This is a genomic window from Sphingobacterium alimentarium, assembly GCF_004342685.1.
GTDB lineage: Bacteria > Bacteroidota > Bacteroidia > Sphingobacteriales > Sphingobacteriaceae > Sphingobacterium > Sphingobacterium alimentarium.
Window position 1 is genome coordinate 20,562 of sequence record NZ_SMBZ01000028.1, and the last position, 19,107, is coordinate 39,668.

Genomic DNA, 19,107 nt, shown 5'->3' on the forward strand with positions numbered 1-19,107 from the left:
ATTGTAAATTGGAATGAATGTATAAAAGGGTGCTATCTAGAGCAGATTACAAAATACGAAAATTTTTCGTGTATCTTATCAGCCTTTATATCCAATTAATTTTTATTCCATCCTTCTCCATTTTACGGAAATAGGTCATTTGACGTTTGGCATAGCGATGGATTTCGGTTTCGAGTTTTTTGTAAAAATCATCATAAGAAAGCATCCCTTTGAGATAATAGGAAATGTACTTGTACTCCAATCCATAGTATTCCAACTCTTTGTGCGAAATGCCTCTATCCAGCAAGTTCTTTACTTCGTCCAACATTCCTTCGTTCAGCCGCTCCTTCAACCGTTTAGAGATCCGCGCACGACGAACATCGACAGCGGGATTTAATCCTAACACCTTATAACCAAAAGTTTGTGTATTGTTGATTTCAAAATCAGGATTAGAAGCCACGTAGGCACAAATTTCTATAGCTCGAATAATTCTTTTACGTGTAGACACATCCACTTTAAAATTCTTTGGAAGAGGTTGTTTATCCAACAAATTAAGGAGTTCTTCTTTGTCCAGTGATTCGATTTCAGCCCTAAGCACGGGATTGATTGGGACGTGAATAAATGGCTGTGGCTGTAGTAGGCTTTGTATATAAAACCCTGTTCCTCCGCAAACTATCACTCGTTTTCCGCGGTTTAGAATATACCGGTAGGCCTCCTGAAAATCGGAAACGAAAGCATCTATATTATACTTTTCTCCCGGATCTAAAATATCAATCAAATGATAGGGAATATTTTGGTATTCGTGCAAGTCCTTGCCAGTACCTAAATTCATATGCCGATATACTTGCCGGGAGTCGGCAGATATGATTTCGGCATTGAGCTGTTGTGCAAGTTCTACCGCCAATTTGGTTTTGCCGCTAGCGGTTGGCCCTAAAATGATTAACACATCTTCAGGAAGAAAAGTAGGGTCTTCCTGAAGATGTGTTATAATATTTTGAGAGTTTATCACATCTCAAATTTAGTCCATTTTTCGTTACTTTCGTTGCTTTTTACAACAGTATCAATAAATGCCATGCCTCTTACACCGTCAGCGACAGTAGGAAAATCCATCTCCTCAGGAGTCGGCGTTCTTCCTTCACGTTTGGCAGAAACAGTCAAGGCAAAATTGCGGTATATATTTGCAAAAGACTCCAGCAAGCCTTCTGGGTGTCCCGCTGGTATGCGCGTATTATGCGTAGCAAAAGAGCTTAAGGTGAATGGAGCCGCATAATTATTTCCTGTGCGGTACAATTGACGTGGCTGATCAAGCATTTTCACAATCAGATTGTTTGGATCTTCATTCGCCCATTCCAAACCGCCTTTTTCTCCATATACACGGATTCGGACGGCATTTTCCTCTCCTGCAGAAATCTGTGAAGCCATCAATACCCCTTTTGCGCCATCTGCAAAACGCAACAGCACCGAACCATCATCGTCCAAAAGACGGCCTTCTACAAATGTAGTTAAGTCAGCACACACCTCTTGAATGCGCAATCCTGTAACATACTCCGCTAAATGTGCAGCATGCGTACCGATATCACCCATCACTAATGATTTTCCCGAACGCTTCGGGTCTGCACGCCACGCAGCGCCTGAATTTCCTTCGCGCTCGGTAAGACGGCTCAACCAACCTTGCGGGTATTCCACCACGATTTTACGGATTTTGCCAAAATGTCCTTCCGCTACCATTGCTTTGGCTTGCTTCACCATTGGGTAGCCCGAATACGTGTGTGTCAGGCAGAGCGTACGACCAGTTCTGTCGACTATTTCTTGGAGCGATCTTGCTTCTTCTAATGAAACGGTGATCGGTTTTTCTACTACAACATCAAAACCAGCTTCCAAAGCTAATTTCGCTGGCTCATAATGCAAAAAATTTGGCGTTACTATTGTTAAGAAGTCCATACGTTCGCCCTCAGGCAATTGTGCTTCTTGCGCGATCATCGTCTGATAATCTGGATAAACTCTATCATCGGTAACAAATAGCTCTCTTGCCGATTCTTTAGAAATTTCTGGATTAACACTAAATGCACCACAAACCAGCTCTATTTTGCCATCCATGAATGCAGCTATACGGTGTACTGAGCCAATGAAAGCATCTTTGCCTCCACCAACCATACCCATGCGTAGTTTTCTTTTCATTATTGTTATAAGTTTATATTGACACTGTCTAAATTAATAAAAACTTATCATAGATACAGTTTCAATTTGATGCTTCCTTTATTTTTTATTTCATAATCATAGCCATGACCCTCCGTATGTGGAGCCAGTCGCTTGCCATCTTTGACATAAAAAGTTTGTTGTCCAGTCATACCGGTCGCTTTGAAGCCAATAGATTCTAAAGAGGAATGTTGGGACCAATCCCTATCGGCATAGGTCATGATATCATTGGGACGAAAGTCCTTTACAAAAGCCTTTATAAGCTTTGATATGCCACCAACGACCAAATATCCCGCCTTATGGCAAAACCGTAACAGCTCAAACGATCGGTGATCCATACTGATGTCGCTCATTATACGTCCACCGCTGAAGACCGCAACTGAGACCAACTCTCCCTGGTAAAATAGACCGTAGCGATATTTACCCGCCAAAGGGGCGTTGAGATGATGTTCTACCAGAAAATCAAGCGCTATGCGTTTATCAATTCTTGCGACCACCGTATTACGCGCATATACGCGCTCACCGACACCACATAGACCCCTTATTCGATTGAAAACTTTATCGTAAGCGGTATTCAACAAATCTATATCTAAATGGATGGCTTTGATTTGGCTGTCATTTTCCCACCGGGGAGAGCTCCCCAAATACACAAACAAGACATATTGCTGCAGATAGATACTCGCCATATTATCATCTATAGTATAGCGTTCTAAAAACCCTTCCTTTCTTAAATCCTGTACAAACTTCTCAATCAAGTGTATATCCATCCGTATGGTCAAAATTACAAAAATAAAACGGCCGCCTCTATTATAAATAATTTGGTAACTTTGCCTTCTGAATATTTTTATAGAATGAAATTACCTATAGTAGCATACGGAGATCCGGTATTGAGAAAAAAAGCAGAAGAGATCGACGAGGATTACCCGAACTTAAAAGAATTGATTGACAACATGTTCGAAACGATGTACGCCGCGCGTGGAGTGGGATTAGCCGCTCCTCAGGTTGGATTGCCGATTCGTTTGTTTGTAGTGGACGGTTCACCTTTCGGAGAAGATGATGAGGACGGACCTGGAGATCCTACCGTAAAAGATTTCAAAAAAGTTTTTATCAACCCGATTATCGTAGAAGAATCAGGAGACAAATGGTCTTTCAACGAGGGCTGTCTTTCTATTCCAGATGTTACGGAAGAAGTGATGCGTCACTCCAATATTACTATCAACTATTTAGATGAAAACTTTGAGGAGCATGAGATCGAACTATCAGGTTTGGGTGCTCGCATAGTCCAACATGAATACGACCACATTGAAGGAAAACTCTTTATCGACAAAATAGGACCGTTGAAAAAAGCCATGCTTAAAAGTCGGTTGGATTCCATATCCAAAGGATTGATCCGTGTAGGATATAAAATGAAATTCCCTTTCCAAAAGAAAGGTAGATAAAAACAGCGACCCAAGGGTCGCTGTTTTATTATAGTCCTAAAATCTCTTTGTTGAATTTTGCGTCAGCGCCTGTGGAAGCAAAATCATCGAAAGCTTTATCCGTCACGCGAATAATGTGGTCTTGAATGAACCTAGAGCCTTCTGTCGCGCCATCTATCTGATTTTTGATACAGCACTCCCACTCCATTACTGCCCAACCATCGTATCCATATTGCGTCAGCTTGCTGAAAATGGTTTTGAAATCTACCTGACCATCGCCTGGAGAGCGGTAACGACCGGCACGATTTAACCAAGATTGGTAACCACCAAAAGTACCTTGTTTTCCCGTCGGGTTAAATTCAGAATCTTTCACATGGAAAGCTTTGATTCGATCATGGTAGAAATCTATATATTGTATATAATCCAATTGTTGCAATACAAAATGTGATGGGTCATACAATAAGCAAGCGCGAGGATGGTTATTTACTTTTTCCAGGAACATTTCATAAGTAACTCCGTCGAACAAGTCTTCTCCGGGATGAATTTCGTAACACACATCTACTCCAGCTTCATCAAAAGCATCCAAAATCGGGGTCCATCGACGTGCCAATTCAGTGAAAGCTTCATCCACCAAACCGTCCGGACGCTGTGGCCATGGATGAAAATATTGCCATAATAACGAGCCGCTAAAGGTGGCATGTGCTTTCAATCCTAAATTTTGTGAGGCTTTGGCCGCATATTTCAATTGTTGGATGGCCCATTCTGTACGGGCTTTCGGATTATTTCTATATTGTTCAGGAGCAAAAGCATCGAATAATTTGTCGTATGCGGGGTGCACTGCGACCAATTGTCCTTGCAGGTGTGTAGACAGTTCTGTTATCTCCAATCCCAGTTCCTGCAATTTTCCTTTATATTCATCGGCATAGGTCTTGCTCTCTGCAGCTTTTTGCAAATCAAAATATTTGGGATCTCCTGTCGGAATCTGTAATCCTTTAAAATTTAAAGATTTCGCCCATTGGGCAATGTTTTCGATAGAATTAAACGGTTCTTGATCGGAAATAAACTGCGCTAAAAATATACCTGGTCCTTTTATCGTTTTCATAATTTGAAGTTTTTACTCCTTAAATATAGAAATTAAAATACTTCTTCAAAAGGCCCTTAATCAGGTTGGTACAGAAATTGTACAATATCCATAGAAAGAAAAAACATTTTTCTATCAATTCTAACACCAATAGCACACTAATTCTTGTTAGTGTGCTTTTTTATTTTTCTCTTCTATCCACATAGACATATATTTTGTGGCGTGTAATTGCTGATGCTGCAGGATTTCCCCAATGAAATTCTTTCGCCTCAAATGAGCTACCTGGGACAGATCATCTTTAATCCGTTGTATGAAACGAATGGAATAACTTTCGTCAGCAAAATATGTATTAAATAAGGAGAAACCTATTTTCTGTTTGTCCAACCACAATTCATCTTGCATATATAACTGGGAACAACGCTCGATAAACTGCGTCATATCATCTTCTATAAAACCACTCCATTCGGATTTTACCATAGATTCGGCCCCTATGGCTGTGGTCACCGAAGGTAGCCCTGCCGCCATTGCATCTAAAAATTTGCCTTTGGCACCTGCGCCAAAGGCAATAGGAGCCACCAACACGCGATAGTTTGCCAAGGTGTCACGAGCAATCTCAGCTCTGCCTTTTATGATAAATTTTTCTTGCACATTGTGGAGCTGAAAAACCTTCTGTGAGGGATAGGATCCATATATATGCAATTCAGATTTCGGACATTTTTTGCGCAGAATGGGCCAAATATCTTTTTTTAGAATTTCCACTGTACGCCAATTCGGCTCATGGTTAAAATTTCCTATAAAAACAAAATCATTGCGATCCGCTAGCGGCGGAAGTGCTTCTATATCGCTTTGTGTGACCTTGTCTTCTTGAAATGGTAAATAGAAAATCTTTTCTTGGGGAATATCAAAAACGTCTTGTAGCAAGTTCATCTCAGTATCCGAGATAATAAGGGATATGTCGGAGCGCAATATAGCAGCCAGTTCACGTTTGGCGGTGGTAGTATAGTAGTCAATTTTTTGGTTCTTTTTGAAGGCCTCCTGACGAGCCTGTCTTACAAAATGAAGGTCTTCGGTATCGAGAATACGAAGCGCATTAGGGCAGTGCTCGGATACCCTCCAACCATACTGCTCTTCGACCATGAATCGGTCGAAAATAACGATGTCTGGATTCAACGTTTTGATGTATTCATCGAACGAAGAATCGTTCAATTGTGTAACACTTTCGTGAACTCCTAAAGATTTTAAATCCGCGCTATAAATCGTTTTAGTCGCTGCAGAAACGAAGTAAACCTCGCCTAGTGCGCGGAAAAGCTTAATTAAGTGTAATATCCGCCATCCGGCTGCCGATGACGTGGGCTCAGGCCATACCAATCCCAAAAATAATATTCTCAAGGCTTTAAACTACTTAATGATTTTTTTCTATATTTATTGCTCTACAAAAGTAAATTTATAAACCGAAATAATGTCTAGTTTACAAATTATTGAAGAATCTACAGTCTATGATGCAATTGTTGTGGGCTCAGGTGCTGGAGGTGGTATGGCGGGCTATATATTGGCAAATGCCGGCCTCAAAGTATTAATGTTGGAGGCGGGTCCATTCTTTGATCCTGCTAAAGATGCACTACAGTTGCGATGGCCATGGGAATCTCCTCGTCGAGGAGCTAGTACTACTCGTCCATTTGGCGACTTTGATGCTGCTTTTGGTGGTTGGCAAATCGAAGGTGAGCCATATACACACGAAAAAGGAACTGAATTTGACTGGTTTAGAGCTCGTATGCTGGGGGGACGTACCAATCACTGGGGTAGAATATCCTTGCGTATGGGACCGGATGATTTCCAGCCCAAAGACAGCTTGACTGACGCTTGGCCAATATCTTATGACGAAGTAAAACCTTTTTACGACCGTGTAGATCGGATGATTGGTATATATGGTACCGTAGAAAACCTACCAAATGAGCCCGATGGAATTTTTATGAAACCACCGAAACCGCGTCTAAATGAGCATTATATTATGCGTGGTGCTAAAAAATCGGGTGTAACTGTAATTCCGGGCCGCGGATCCGTTCTCACTGAAGCACTACCCGGCAACAAAGATAGGGGTACCTGTTTTTATTGTGGTCAATGTGGACGTTCATGTAAAGTGTACGGTGACTTTTCGTCTTCATCCTGCTTGGTAATGCCGGCGATGAAGACCGGGAACCTTACAGTAATAGACAATGCTATGGTGCGCGAGATTCATAGTAATGACGAAGGTCTTGCTACTGGCGTATCCTATGTCAACACCAGAGATCTAAAAGAATATAGTGTAAAAGGAAAAACGATTATTCTTGGTGCGTCAGCTTGCGAAAGCGCCCGCTTGATGCTAAACTCTAAGTCCAAAGCACATCCAGCAGGAATAGGCAACTCTTCGGGTCTGGTAGGAAAGTATTTGCACGATTCTACAGGTGCGGATCTGGGCGGATTTTTGCCACAACTAATGGATCGCAAGCGATACAATGAAGATGGCGTAGGCTCTGTACACATCTATTCTCCATGGTGGCTGGGCGACAAAAAATTAGATTTTGCACGCGGTTATCACATTGAATATTGGGGTGGTATGCATATGCCATCGTATGGTTCCTTCCACGGCATCCAAAACTATAACCACTTAGCTCCACGTAAAGATGGTCTTCCACAACTGTCGGGAGGATATGGTCAGGCTTTAAAGCAAGATTACCGTAGATTCTATGGTGCTAGCGTGGGCATGTCAGGCCGTGGTACCGCTATTGCGCGCAAGGAAAACTATTGTGAAATAGACCCTACTCGTGTAGACAAATACGGTATTCCTGTGTTGAAATTCAATTATACATGGTCTAATGAGGAAATCAGACAGGCCAAGCATATGATCGAGACTTTCCAAGAAATTATGCACAATATGGGCGCTGTCATTACGTCCAGTATCCCTGGAGAGGATCAATTGTATGGTCTTGCTACACCGGGCAAAATTATTCACGAAGGCGGAACAACCCGTATGGGCAACGATCCAAAAACCTCGGTATTGAATAAATGGGGACAGGCACACGACTGTAAAAACTTGTACGTAGTAGATGCAGGACCGTTCGTACAGCAAGGAGACAAAAACCTTACTTGGACAATCCTCGCGCTATCGATGCGTACATCTGAATATATTTTACAAGAGAAAAATAAACTTAACAGCTAACACCATGAACAGAAGAGATTCCTTAAAAGCATTAGGATTGATAGCTGCGGGTTCGGCAGCTGTTATATCGACCAATTCTTGTGACAACAACAATAAGACAAAGTCCGTAGAAAACGCGGCTGGAGAAAAACTTCCGGGTGTACAAGACTTTGAACACGAGCGCACGCAACAACTCTACAAAGAACAATATTTCAATGAGCACGAAATGGCTACTATTGCCGTGCTAGCGGATATCATAATCCCAAAAGACGACACCTCTCCTTCGGCTACCGAGGTGGGTGTCCCAGATTTCATCGAATTCATTGTAAAAGACATTCCAAGTCATAAGCTGCCTATGCGAGGCGGATTAAAATGGCTGGATGTCTATGCACAGAAAAAATTTGGTAAAGTCTTCATCGAAATAGCTGACGAAAATAAAATCAGCATAATAGATGAAATCGCCTACCCTTCCAAAGCGAAGCCTGAGGTATCGCAAGGTGTTAGTTTTTTCAACTTAATGCGAGACCTTACTTCATCGGGCTATCTAACGACCAAAGAAGGCCTTCAATTTTTAGGATACCAAGGCAATCGTCCTGGTGTGTGGACCGGTGTTCCAGAAGATGTACTCAAAGAGCATGGTTTTGATGTTGCTTAATGAGAGTGTATTGTAAGAAGTTTTAGTAATTTTGCAGTTCACAAACTTTATATAGTATATGTTAGGTTTAAAATTGCTTACTGATCCGCGCTGGGCTAATATTGCAGAGTCTAATTTAGAAGAGATTCTGACAGATCATGCTTGGTGTGAACAAAAGGCTGCTTCGAATGCAATTACGTTGATTACACAAAATCCAGAATTAGAAGACTTGGTTCATGAACTGACGGCTATAGCCATTGAAGAAATGGAACATTTCAAAATGGTTATCGAGATAATTAAAGACAAAGGTTATACGTTGGGGCGTGAACGTAAAGATGATTATGTAGGGCAACTGATGAAGTTTTCTAAAAAAGATGGCTCCCGCAATCAGGCTTTTATTGATCGATTGTTGTTTGCTGCGATGATCGAAGCGCGTAGTTGCGAGCGATTCCGCGTACTCAGCAAAAACATAAAAGACAAAGAGCTGGCTACCTTTTACTACGACCTCATGGTCTCAGAAGCAAACCACTATACGACCTTCCTTAATTTTGCCCGCAAATATTCGGTGGACGTAGATGTGGATGCGCGTTGGCAAGAGTGGCTGGACTTCGAAGGAAAACTTATACAATCCTACGGTACTAAAGAGTACATACATGGTTAATATACAAAAGGCACTTGAGGTGCCTTTTTCATTTTTTTCTTAATCTACATTAAGAATCCCCCCTATCAAATAGCTTAATTTTGAATAAATAAGAAAGGAGAACATTATGTTAGAGTTAGGTGTTGGAATGTTTGGCGATTTGCAAGTCGATTCTGCTACAGGAAAAATCCAATCTCCACAACAACGATTACAGGAAATCATTGAAGAAGTTAAGCTAATGGACGAAGTTGGCTTAGATTTTTTCGGAATGGGCGAACATCACCGTGAAGATTACGCGGTAGCCTCCCCCGAAATTATATTAGCCGCCGCTGCTTCAGTGACTAGAAACATAAAATTAGGATCAGCTGTATCGGTTATCAGCTCCACAGATCCTGTAAAATTATATAAGGACTTTGCGACAGTAGATTTAATATCTGGCGGTAGAGCGGAGATAATGGCGGGCCGTGGCTCTTTTATCGAGTCATTCCCCGTGTTTGGTTATGACTTGAAAGACTATAGTGAGCTATTCGAAGAAAAACTTGATTTATTATTGAAATTGAGAAGCAATCCAACCATCAATTGGACAGGAAAGTTTAGAAAATCACTCATTAATCAGGATATTTTCCCACGTGCTACAGAAAATGGATTGCCGGTATGGATTGCTGTCGGAGGAACTACCTCATCAGTCATCCGCGCAGGTAAATTAGGCCTTCCTGTAATGTTTGCTATTATCGGGGGTGCATGGGAACAATTCCAGCCCTTGTTTGAAATGTATCAACAAGCGTACGCAGATCACGGATATGATATGGACAAATTTGAGGTAGGTGTGCATATGCACTCTTTCTTTGGTGAAGATAATGAACATACAGGAAATGCTTATTATCCTACATATGCGTCCCAAATGAATCGTATAGGAGCTTCTAGAGGCTGGCCTCCATACCAGCGCTCGCAATATGATTTTGGACGTTCAGCTTTGGGTCATCTCATAGTAGGCGACGCTAATCGCGCAATAGACAAAATATTAGCCGTGCAAGAAAAATTTGGATTGACAAGATTTTCAGCCCATATGGATGTAGGAAGTCCAAATCATCAGGATATGATGAAATCTATAGAAATATTCGGAACTAAAATAGCTCCAAAAGTTAGAGAAGCAACTAAATTGTGGCGGAGTAATCCGTAAGGAAAAAGTAGTCAACTTTCAATTGTGGAATGCCGATGATTATGAGCATAGGTTGAAACCAGGAAAGCTATTAAGTATAATTAAACTTTCAGAAGATAAATTAGAAATTGAAGATGCGGAGATAGAAGTGGAATATCAAAGCGATACTATTGGTAAATACGATTTGGATTTCAATGGAAATACATTTGTACTGAAAAACAAAGCGACTGCCTGCTTGGCTCAGGATGCTTGCGGAATTACTTCTGAAAAACAAAACAAAAGCCTTTCCGAATTAACAGCAAATCTATCAAATTCATGCACTCCAAATTCAGGATGCTGCTAAACCCTAAATCGAATATCTATGTATCCAACATTATCAGAGACAATTCAACAGTTAGAATGGGAGAAAATCAATAACGATGAGCGTAAAAGTACCTTGCAGCCGTTGATTGATTTTATTCAATTAAAAATAAATAGCAAGCAGCAAATAAATATAAATTTCATTTGTACCCATAATTCGCGCAGGAGTCATTTATCACAGGTGTGGGCACAAGTAGCAGCCTCTCATTTCGGTATTGAGAATGTGATTTGCTATTCAGGAGGTACTGAAGAAAACGCATTATTTCCAAAAGTAGCAGAAACATTATCCGATCAGGGATTTAATATTTTCAAAATAAATGATGGCTCCAATCCTGTTTATGCTATAAAATATAGTGATAATTCCCAACCGATAATTGGATTTTCTAAAAAGTATGACAATCCTTTTAATCCAGTATCTGCTTTTGTAGCTATAATGACCTGTTCACAAGCAGATGGTGGATGTCCATTTATCGCTGGTGCGGAAAAAAGAATTCCCATCACATTTGAAGATCCTAAAATTTCAGATAACACTTCCGAACAGACAAAGATATATTCAGAAAGAAGCTTACAGATAGCATCGGAAATGTTTTATGTTTTTTCAAAAATTACTAAATAGCCGATGCAACCAAAACTAAAATTCTTAGACAGATATCTAACTTTATGGATATTTCTAGCTATGGCTCTTGGCCTAGGCTTAGGATATTTCTTTCCGGGTATTTCAAATATTACAAATACACTATCTGTCGGCACTACAAATATTCCGTTGGCAATAGGTTTGATATTGATGATGTACCCGCCACTGGCAAAGGTGGATTATTCATTACTGCCTATAGTATTGAAGGATAAAAAAGTTGTTAGTATTTCTTTATTATTGAACTGGATTATCGGGCCTATTTTAATGTTCGGATTAGCCATTCTTTTTCTAAGAAATGAGCCTGATTATATGATTGGCTTGATATTGATAGGCTTGGCAAGATGTATTGCAATGGTCATAGTATGGAATGACCTTGCAAAAGGTAACAGAGAATATGCAGCCTTATTAATTGCATTAAACAGCATCTTTCAGGTATTTTCTTATAGTTTCTTAGTTTGGCTGTTTATCAATGTACTGCCAAACAGATTAGGCTTGGCAAGTTTCAATGTAAGCGTATCTATAAAAGACGTGACTGAAAGTGTAATGATTTATTTAGGGATCCCTTTCTTGACTGGTTTTCTTAGCCGTTACTTACTTGTTAAATCCAAAGGCATAGAATGGTATAACCGTAAATTTGTACCCAAAATATCGCCGATTACATTATACGCATTATTGTTTACCATAGTATTAATGTTCAGTCTTAAAGGTGATAAAATAATAGAGTTGCCAATGGATGTCATTACGGTCGCTATACCGTTAGTCATCTATTTTGTACTAATGTTTTTCGTAAGCTTCTTTATCAATAAATCTTTGAATGTTCCGTACGATAAAAATGCAGCAATTGCATTTACCGCCACAGGAAACAATTTTGAACTAGCTATTGCAGTGTCCATAGCTGTATTCGGAATCCATTCACCTCAGGCATTTGTAGGCGTAATTGGGCCATTGGTAGAAGTTCCCGTTCTGATATTATTAGTAAAGATAAGCTTGTGGCTTAAAAAGAAATATTACAAATAAATAAAATGTAAAAAGAGTGCAGGGCTTGAGCTAAAAGCTAAACCTCTTAAACAGATTACAGGGGGAGTGACTTATAAACTTCCCCTTTTTTATAATGATACTTCCTGAAATGGAATAATTTGATACTCGTGCTCTGAATTATAATAGGAATTATTTTTCCATAAGATAAAAGTCAGTTCCAGCAGTTTTCTTTGGATGGCAACTATAGCTTTCATTTTAATTCCATGCCTTGAAACTATTCTTAAGAAAATATCTCTAAACCTTTCATCGGTTCTTATTGCAGCCAGTGCAGGAAAGTGCATTACTTTCCTTAAATTCCGATTACCACGCTTGGATATTCGGGGTTTGGATTTTACTGAAGTTCCAGATGTCTTTTCTCTTACATCTAATCCTGCATAACTAACCAACTGTCTTTTATTCTTTATTAACTCGAATCCGTTGGTTTCGGCGATAATTGTTACAGCAGTCAGATTTTCTATTCCCGGAATTGAAGATACTATTTTCATCTTTTCTACTAGAGTTTTATCTCCTTTGATGAGGATAGCAATTTCGCCTCTAATCTCCTTTTCCTGCAAATCAATAAGAGCTATTCTTTTTTTTAGTTCGATTAACTGAGCTTTCACTTGAAGTTGCAGATTTACGTTCTGCGTGCAGTTGATTTTTCAACATTGTACGCTCATGTACAAGCTGCTCACGTTCCCGACAAAGCTGTCTCAAATCATTAAATATTTTTAAAGGAGGTTGCCACACTTCCAATTGCCTTTCCAAACCAAATCTAGCAATCGCTTGTGAAGCGCTCTTATCAGTAATGGTTTTTATGTCAAGTGTTTTTGCATAATTACTGATCTTGTTTGGCAAAACGATGCTGACTTGTTTTCGAATACTGTAAAGATAGTAGGCTAAGGATTCATGGTAAACTCCTGTTGCTTCCATTACATAACGTACTTCTGTTCTAGTTGATGTCTGTTTATTTACCCACGCGACAAGACTTGAAAATCCTTTTTTAGTATTGGGAAATATTTTGTAGCCATAGACTTCTATGCTGATCTGTTCATCCATTCTACCAAGCGATACAACTAATTCATTTTGTGCAACATCAATTCCTACTGTCTGCTTTAATAATACCTTAATCTTATATGGTTTAGGTAAGTGATAACCTTTCTTCATCTTTTCTCCAGACTGGATATACTGGCTATAAGACTCATAATAATGAGCAAATTCCTTACATTCTGTTCAGATTCTAAAAGGTTAAAGAAGAGGCTGTCTCTTTTCTTGAATATACCATAAGGCTATTTAAAGCAAAATCTGCTCTCGCTCTTCTTCACTTAGATTATATTATACAAACATAGGAGAAGCAACTAAATAATTTTTAAGTCCTACTTTACCCACGTAGGACTTTTTATTTAACAATTGTATTTAATCCCAAATTTTCGTTAAAACACCCTATTTACCTCCTTTTGTACCCATTTGTGTGTCAAAATGCCCTATATTTTATCATTTCTCCCGCATTATATTATTTTGGATAGGTTTTTGATAGGACCTGATTATATCAAAGAGAATATTCATTTTCTACGCAAAGGGCTCTACATTAGTTGACTAGCGTTACAAATATGGAAAGTGAAAGAAAAAGAAAAGAGCAAAAATATTTTACTTTTTGTTATTTGGATGGTTAACAAATAGGACAGGTAATTAACGAATTGATAAAAGTGCGTTTATCGGCGATATATCAATTAATGGCTTACAAAACATACAAACTATTATGATAATAGTGCGTAAGTTCTTAAATTTGAAACAATTAGTATGATAACAAAAGCTACATCAGGCGTAATCATTTCAGTAGAAACCGAATATCAGACGGAATATTCAAATCCTGAAAATATGCACTACATGTTTGCATATCGCATCACCATTGAAAACACATCTAGTCATACCATTCAGCTGGTAAACAGACATTGGGACATTTTTGACTCCATAGGCGAAAATAAAACTGTGGATGGCGAAGGTGTGGTCGGCACACAGCCCGTTCTTGCGCCTGGCGAATCTCATCAATACGTGTCTGGGTGTAACCTAAAGAGCGAAATAGGTTATATGCAGGGATTCTATACGATGAAAAGAGAGATAGATGACTACTATTTCCAGGTAGATATTCCGCGATTTAATTTGATTGCTTCATTTAAATTAAATTAACACTTCTTTGTCATAAACCCGCAGAGTATTATAGTTTTTTAACGCATAAAAACGAATTTATCTGTATTTTTGTATTTGGATAAATATGCCTGATACAAAACACATAGCGCTGGTATTAGGGGCTTCTGGTCTTATTGGAAAAGAAACCCTGAATTTATTATTGGAAAACAATAAATATAAAACCGTATATGCTATTACTCGAAAACCTCTAGGGATAACCCATCCCAAATTAACTGAAATAATTGCTGATATGTCTACAGTTGATGAGGCTCTAAAAGAGCTCCAGGTAGATCATTTATTCAGTGCAATCGGCTCCACTAAATCCAAGACTCCCGATAAAAAACAATACTATGAGATTGATTTAGAATATCCACTTAAAGTCGCGAAAAGCTTACATCAAAATGGTTGTAATACCGTATGCTTGGTGAGCAGTATGGGCGCTGATGCAAATTCTTCCAATTTTTATCTTGAACTAAAAGGTAAAGTGGAAGAGGCTATGCAAGCCGTTGGTTTTCGCAGTGTACATTTATTCAGACCTTCCTTACTCCTGGGCAAACGCAAAGAAAAAAGATTCTTTGAGCAACTGGGTAAAGTTTTATTCCCGGTTATAAGTTTCCTTTTTATAGGCAAACTAAAAGACTATAAAGGTATACAAGCTAAAGATGTTGCCTCGGCTATGGTTAATGTGGCTACACAAGGCAATACAGGCGTACATATATACCAAACACAACTTATAAAAGAATTAGCGTGAGTATTATTAGCACAGAACAGTTAGGTCATTCCTTTAATGACAAATGGTTATTTAAGAATCTTCATTTCGCTTTACAAAAAGGTGATAGAGTCGCGCTCGTAGGTATTAATGGAACCGGCAAGTCTACCCTACTCAAGCTCATGGCCGAACTCTTTCCTCCTCAAGAGGGAAAAATCGTAAAAGAAAAAGGCCTACGTATAGGTTATTTATCACAAGAGCCAGACTTTTCGGGTTTGACTACGATCAATGATTTTATTTACTCATCGGATAATGAACAGCAACAGCTGATCAAAGAGTACGAGTTATTGGTGGAGCAAGCTGATGTTGATCAGAAAAAATTAGCGCAGGTTACAGATAAACTGACCGCATTGAATGCTTGGGAATATGAGCATAGTATCAAAACTATTTTAAATAGATTACAGATTTCAGACTTTGAGCAGGACATCAATAGTTTGTCTGGTGGACAGAAGAAACGTCTCTCCTTGGCTAAACTTCTCATCGACGAACCTGATGTATATATATTAGATGAGCCTACCAATCATTTGGATATTGAAACTATTGAATGGTTGGAAAAACTACTTACTACCGGACATAAAACTGTTTTGGTGGTTTCTCACGATAGATATTTTCTGGATAATGTATGTACACATATTAAGGAACTTGATAAAGGAAACTTTTATTCCTACGCGGGCAACTACGCTTATTTCTTGGAGAAAAAAGCAGAAAGAGAATATAATGACGTATTATCCGCTGAAAAAGCTAGAAATCTTCTTCGCAAAGAATTAGACTGGATGCGCAGACAGCCACAAGCACGTGGTACAAAATCTAAAGCTAGAATTGAAGCTTTTTACGATTTGGAAGAAAAGTCAAAAGGTCCTAAGAGTCAGGATAAGGTGCAACTTAGTGTTAAAGTAGCACGTCAGGGCTCGAAAATTTTAGAGTTGGAACATGTTTCAAAATCTTTTGATAGCAAAACTATCATAGATGACTTTTCATATACGTTCAAAAAAGGTGATCGAATAGGCCTTTCCGGCAAGAATGGTTCGGGAAAAAGTACTTTCCTTAATCTTATTACTCAAGAGATCTTCCCCGATAAAGGTGAGGTCAATGTTGGTGAAACAACTAAATACGGATATTATAAGCAAGGCGGTCTGAGTTTTTCTGATGACAATCGAGTAATCGATGTCGTGAAATCCGTTGCCGATTATATACAGATGGCCAACGGAGATACGATTACAGCTTCTCAGTTGTTGACCTTATTTTTATTTCCGCCAGAAAAACAGCATGGCTTGGTAAGCAAGCTGAGTGGTGGCGAAAAGAAAAGATTGCAATTGATGCGAGTTTTGATGTCAAATCCTAATTTCTTAATTCTGGATGAGCCATCTAATGATCTTGACATTGACACGTTGAATGTGCTGGAAGATTTTCTCCTCTCCTATTCGGGAATACTTATACTCGTTTCTCACGACAGGTATTTAATTGACAAGTTGACGGATCAACTATTTATTTTTGATGGTTCTGGCACAGTCACTATTTATAACGGAAATTATGCTGACTTTAAATTTGAGCAGGAGCAAAAAATAAAAGAAGAGAAGCAAGCAGAGAAGAAGAATAAAGAACAAGAAAAAATAATTGCTGAAACAGCGAAAAGGAAATTGTCATACAAAGAACAGAAAGAGTATGAACAATTAGAAGAAGAAATTGAAAAGTTAGAGATCATTATTCAAGAACGAACAGAAGAATTAAATAAAACTACAGATCATTTGCAATTGTCAGAATTGGCAAGCCATATTGAAAAGTTGCAAATTGATCTGGACAGTAAATCTGAACGTTGGTTGGAGTTAGCAGAGTATGTATAGTTTCACGTGAAACATTGATGTTTTTAAGAGGTTTCACGTGAAACAAAGAATTTGAATATGTTTAATAAATATAATGTAATTGTTGTTGGTGCAGGACATGCGGGTTGTGAGGCGGCCGCAGCAGCTGCAAACTTGGGATCATCCACCCTATTAATCACAATGAATATGGGTGTTATAGCCCAAATGAGTTGTAATCCTGCAATTGGTGGTGTGGCAAAAGGACAGATCGTACGTGAAGTGGATGCAATGGGTGGATATACTGGAATCATCGCGGATAAATCCACAATTCAATTTCGTATGCTTAATAAATCGAAAGGTCCAGCAATGTGGAGCCCTCGTACGCAAAATGATAGAATGAGATTTGCGGAAGAATGGAGATTACAACTCGAAGCATTACCCAATTTAGATATTTGGCAGGATACAGTTAAAGAGGTAATTGTTGAAGGCAATACAGTAAAAGGAGTCATTACATCTTTAGGAATACGTATAGAAGCGGATGCTGTTGTACTAACAAACGGAACATTCTTAAATGGTATAATACATATCGGTGAGAAAAAATTTGGTGGAGGACGTACAGGTGAAAAATCAGCAACGGGATTAACGGAACAATTGGTTTCATTAGGTTTCGAAGCTGGACGTATGAAAACAGGAACACCTCCGCGTATTGATGGAAGAAGTTTGAACTATGCTGTCATGGAAGAACAGTGGGGTGATGAAGAACGTGGTCGATTCTCCTATACTGATGTTGAAATTCCTACAGAACAAAGATGTTGTTGGATTACATATACTAATGATAAGGTCCATGAAATTCTTAAAACCGGATTTGAAAAATCTCCGATGTTTACAGGAAGAATCAAAGGTTTAGGTCCTAGATACTGTCCATCCATCGAGGATAAAATTAACCGCTTCGCAGAAAGAGATAGACATCAAATATTTGTAGAACCTGAAGGTTTTAAAACAGTAGAAATATATGTAAATGGATTTTCCACTTCGCTGCCGGAAGATGTACAACAAAAAGCTTTGCGTCTGATTCCAGGTTTTGAGAATGCGAAAATGTATAGACCAGGGTATGCCATAGAATATGACTACTTCCCTCCTATGCAGTTGGATCTAACTTTAGAAACACAACTGGTAAAGAACTTATTTTTTGCAGGACAGATCAACGGTACGACTGGTTATGAAGAAGCAGCAGCCCAAGGTTTCGTTGCTGGTGTAAATGCGCATCAAAAAACAAATGATCTTCATGAGCTAATTCTTAAGAGATCAGAATCATATATTGGTGTATTGATTGATGATTTAGTAACTAAAGGTACTGAAGAACCATACCGTATGTTCACTTCAAGAGCAGAACACCGTCTTCTACTTCGTCAAGATAATGCAGATATACGTTTAACTCCTATCGCGCATAAATTAGGACTTGTATCTGATGAGCGTTTAGCTAAAGTAAATAAGAAAATAAAAGATTCGGAAGAATTGGTACAATACATGAAAGATAATTCTATTGAACCAAATGCAATGAATCCACTACTACAGGAAATTGGTTCAAGTGAGCTTACGCAGAAATCGAGAATGTACAATGTCCTAACACGACCACATGTAAACATTCAACATCTTATGTCAGCTGACAACGCATTACAGAATGTATTAGAGCAGTACGATAAAGAAACTATAGAACAAGCTGAAATCAAAGTGAAATATGATAGCTATTTTGAAAAAGAAATGGAGATCGTAAACAAAATGAAGAAAATGGAAGACAAAGAAATTAATCCAGATTTTGATTATTCTTCATTAACTTCACTTTCTATTGAAGCAAGAGAAAAGTTATTAAAAGTAAAACCGCGTACCTTAGGTCAAGCATCGAGAATATCCGGTGTATCTCCTTCTGATATTAGTGTGTTGATGGTACATATGAACTAAAGAATATATTGGCGCTATAAGAGCAAATAATTTTATGGATAAAAATAGTATTAACTACTTCGCAAACTTAAAAAGCAGATTAAGTTTACAAAACAACTTT

The 19,107-nt window shown here is 38.8% G+C and carries 18 protein-coding genes and 1 pseudogene; 12 read left to right on the forward strand and 7 right to left on the reverse strand.

Annotation, left to right across the window (positions count from 1 at the left end):
* Window positions 1-85: 85 nt before the first annotated feature.
* Genes miaA through EDC17_RS10785 form a run of 3 tightly spaced genes read right to left on the reverse strand, consistent with a single transcriptional unit; the run spans window position 86 to window position 2,942 of the window.
* The gene (gene miaA / locus EDC17_RS10775) at window positions 86-988 is read right to left on the reverse strand and encodes a tRNA (adenosine(37)-N6)-dimethylallyltransferase MiaA (protein WP_243646124.1); all 903 of its coding nucleotides are present in this window, start codon (window positions 986-988) and stop codon (window positions 86-88) included.
* A complete protein-coding gene (locus EDC17_RS10780) occupies window positions 985-2,157 on the reverse strand; it encodes a Gfo/Idh/MocA family protein (protein WP_132778083.1) in 1,173 nt (390 codons plus the stop codon). The genes miaA and EDC17_RS10780 overlap by 4 nt, the downstream gene beginning before the upstream one ends.
* Before the next feature lie 47 nt (window positions 2,158-2,204).
* Window positions 2,205-2,942, reverse strand: coding sequence for a hypothetical protein (locus EDC17_RS10785; RefSeq protein ID WP_132778084.1), 738 nt, complete (start codon window positions 2,940-2,942; stop codon window positions 2,205-2,207).
* Window positions 2,943-3,026: 84 nt separating this feature from the next.
* On the opposite strand from EDC17_RS10785, the gene def reads away from it, so the two are divergent.
* Complete coding sequence (gene def / locus EDC17_RS10790; protein WP_132778085.1) at window positions 3,027-3,614, forward strand: peptide deformylase; 588 nt, start codon at window positions 3,027-3,029, stop codon at window positions 3,612-3,614.
* A 28-nt stretch (window positions 3,615-3,642) separates the two neighbouring features.
* Here the strand turns inward: def and EDC17_RS10795 are convergent, their stop codons facing one another.
* Together EDC17_RS10795 and EDC17_RS10800 are read right to left on the reverse strand one after the other, a co-directional pair.
* Entirely contained in the window at window positions 3,643-4,695 is a 1,053-nt protein-coding gene (locus tag EDC17_RS10795; protein WP_132778086.1) for a sugar phosphate isomerase/epimerase family protein, read from the reverse strand.
* A gap of 147 nt (window positions 4,696-4,842) precedes the next feature.
* The gene (locus tag EDC17_RS10800; protein ID WP_132778087.1) at window positions 4,843-6,063 is read right to left on the reverse strand and encodes a glycosyltransferase; all 1,221 of its coding nucleotides are present in this window, start codon (window positions 6,061-6,063) and stop codon (window positions 4,843-4,845) included.
* Window positions 6,064-6,133: 70 nt separating this feature from the next.
* Here EDC17_RS10800 and EDC17_RS10805 point away from each other — a divergent pair, with 70 nt between their 5' ends.
* The 7 genes and pseudogenes from EDC17_RS10805 to arsB all read left to right on the forward strand — a co-directional run bounded on the left by EDC17_RS10805 (window position 6,134) and on the right by arsB (window position 12,293).
* The gene (locus EDC17_RS10805) at window positions 6,134-7,870 is read left to right on the forward strand and encodes a GMC oxidoreductase (RefSeq protein WP_132778088.1); all 1,737 of its coding nucleotides are present in this window, start codon (window positions 6,134-6,136) and stop codon (window positions 7,868-7,870) included.
* A gap of 4 nt (window positions 7,871-7,874) precedes the next feature.
* Window positions 7,875-8,504, forward strand: coding sequence for a gluconate 2-dehydrogenase subunit 3 family protein (locus EDC17_RS10810; RefSeq protein ID WP_132778089.1), 630 nt, complete (start codon window positions 7,875-7,877; stop codon window positions 8,502-8,504).
* 58 nt (window positions 8,505-8,562) lie between these two features.
* On the forward strand, window positions 8,563-9,144 hold the full coding sequence (gene miaE, locus EDC17_RS10815; protein ID WP_132778090.1) for a tRNA-(ms[2]io[6]A)-hydroxylase: 582 nt from the start codon (window positions 8,563-8,565) through the stop codon (window positions 9,142-9,144).
* Window positions 9,145-9,250: 106 nt separating this feature from the next.
* Entirely contained in the window at window positions 9,251-10,303 is a 1,053-nt protein-coding gene (locus tag EDC17_RS10820; RefSeq protein WP_132778091.1) for an Atu2307/SP_0267 family LLM class monooxygenase, read from the forward strand.
* A pseudogene (locus EDC17_RS10825) lies at window positions 10,278-10,625 on the forward strand (DUF6428 family protein); the annotation flags it as partial. The gene EDC17_RS10820 and the pseudogene EDC17_RS10825, both read left to right, overlap by 26 nt.
* A gap of 18 nt (window positions 10,626-10,643) precedes the next feature.
* Entirely contained in the window at window positions 10,644-11,258 is a 615-nt protein-coding gene (locus tag EDC17_RS10830) for an arsenate-mycothiol transferase ArsC (protein WP_132778092.1), read from the forward strand.
* 3 nt (window positions 11,259-11,261) lie between these two features.
* Window positions 11,262-12,293 (forward strand): ACR3 family arsenite efflux transporter, encoded by a 1,032-nt coding sequence (gene arsB / locus EDC17_RS10835; protein WP_132778093.1) that lies wholly within the window; start codon window positions 11,262-11,264, stop codon window positions 12,291-12,293.
* Between the two features lie 89 nt (window positions 12,294-12,382).
* Here the strand turns inward: arsB and EDC17_RS17275 are convergent, their stop codons facing one another.
* Window positions 12,383-12,916 carry a transposase gene (locus tag EDC17_RS17275; protein ID WP_243646125.1) on the reverse strand — a complete coding sequence of 178 codons (534 nt, stop codon included), beginning with the start codon at window positions 12,914-12,916 and terminating at the stop codon, window positions 12,383-12,385.
* Window positions 12,870-13,460 (reverse strand): IS110 family transposase, encoded by a 591-nt coding sequence (locus EDC17_RS17280; protein WP_243646126.1) that lies wholly within the window; start codon window positions 13,458-13,460, stop codon window positions 12,870-12,872. Before EDC17_RS17280 ends, EDC17_RS17275 begins: the two co-directional genes overlap by 47 nt.
* A 633-nt stretch (window positions 13,461-14,093) precedes the next feature.
* Here EDC17_RS17280 and apaG point away from each other — a divergent pair.
* From apaG to mnmG, 4 genes are all read left to right on the forward strand, one after another.
* A complete protein-coding gene (gene apaG, locus EDC17_RS10845; protein WP_132778094.1) occupies window positions 14,094-14,480 on the forward strand; it encodes a Co2+/Mg2+ efflux protein ApaG in 387 nt (128 codons plus the stop codon).
* 85 nt (window positions 14,481-14,565) lie between these two features.
* Window positions 14,566-15,231 (forward strand): NAD-dependent epimerase/dehydratase family protein, encoded by a 666-nt coding sequence (locus tag EDC17_RS10850; protein WP_132778095.1) that lies wholly within the window; start codon window positions 14,566-14,568, stop codon window positions 15,229-15,231.
* Window positions 15,228-17,090, forward strand: coding sequence for an ABC transporter ATP-binding protein (locus tag EDC17_RS10855; protein ID WP_132778096.1), 1,863 nt, complete (start codon window positions 15,228-15,230; stop codon window positions 17,088-17,090). Before EDC17_RS10850 ends, EDC17_RS10855 begins: the two co-directional genes overlap by 4 nt.
* Before the next feature lie 57 nt (window positions 17,091-17,147).
* Entirely contained in the window at window positions 17,148-19,007 is a 1,860-nt protein-coding gene (gene mnmG, locus EDC17_RS10860) for a tRNA uridine-5-carboxymethylaminomethyl(34) synthesis enzyme MnmG (RefSeq protein WP_132778097.1), read from the forward strand.
* The last annotated feature ends 100 nt before the right edge of the window (window positions 19,008-19,107 follow it).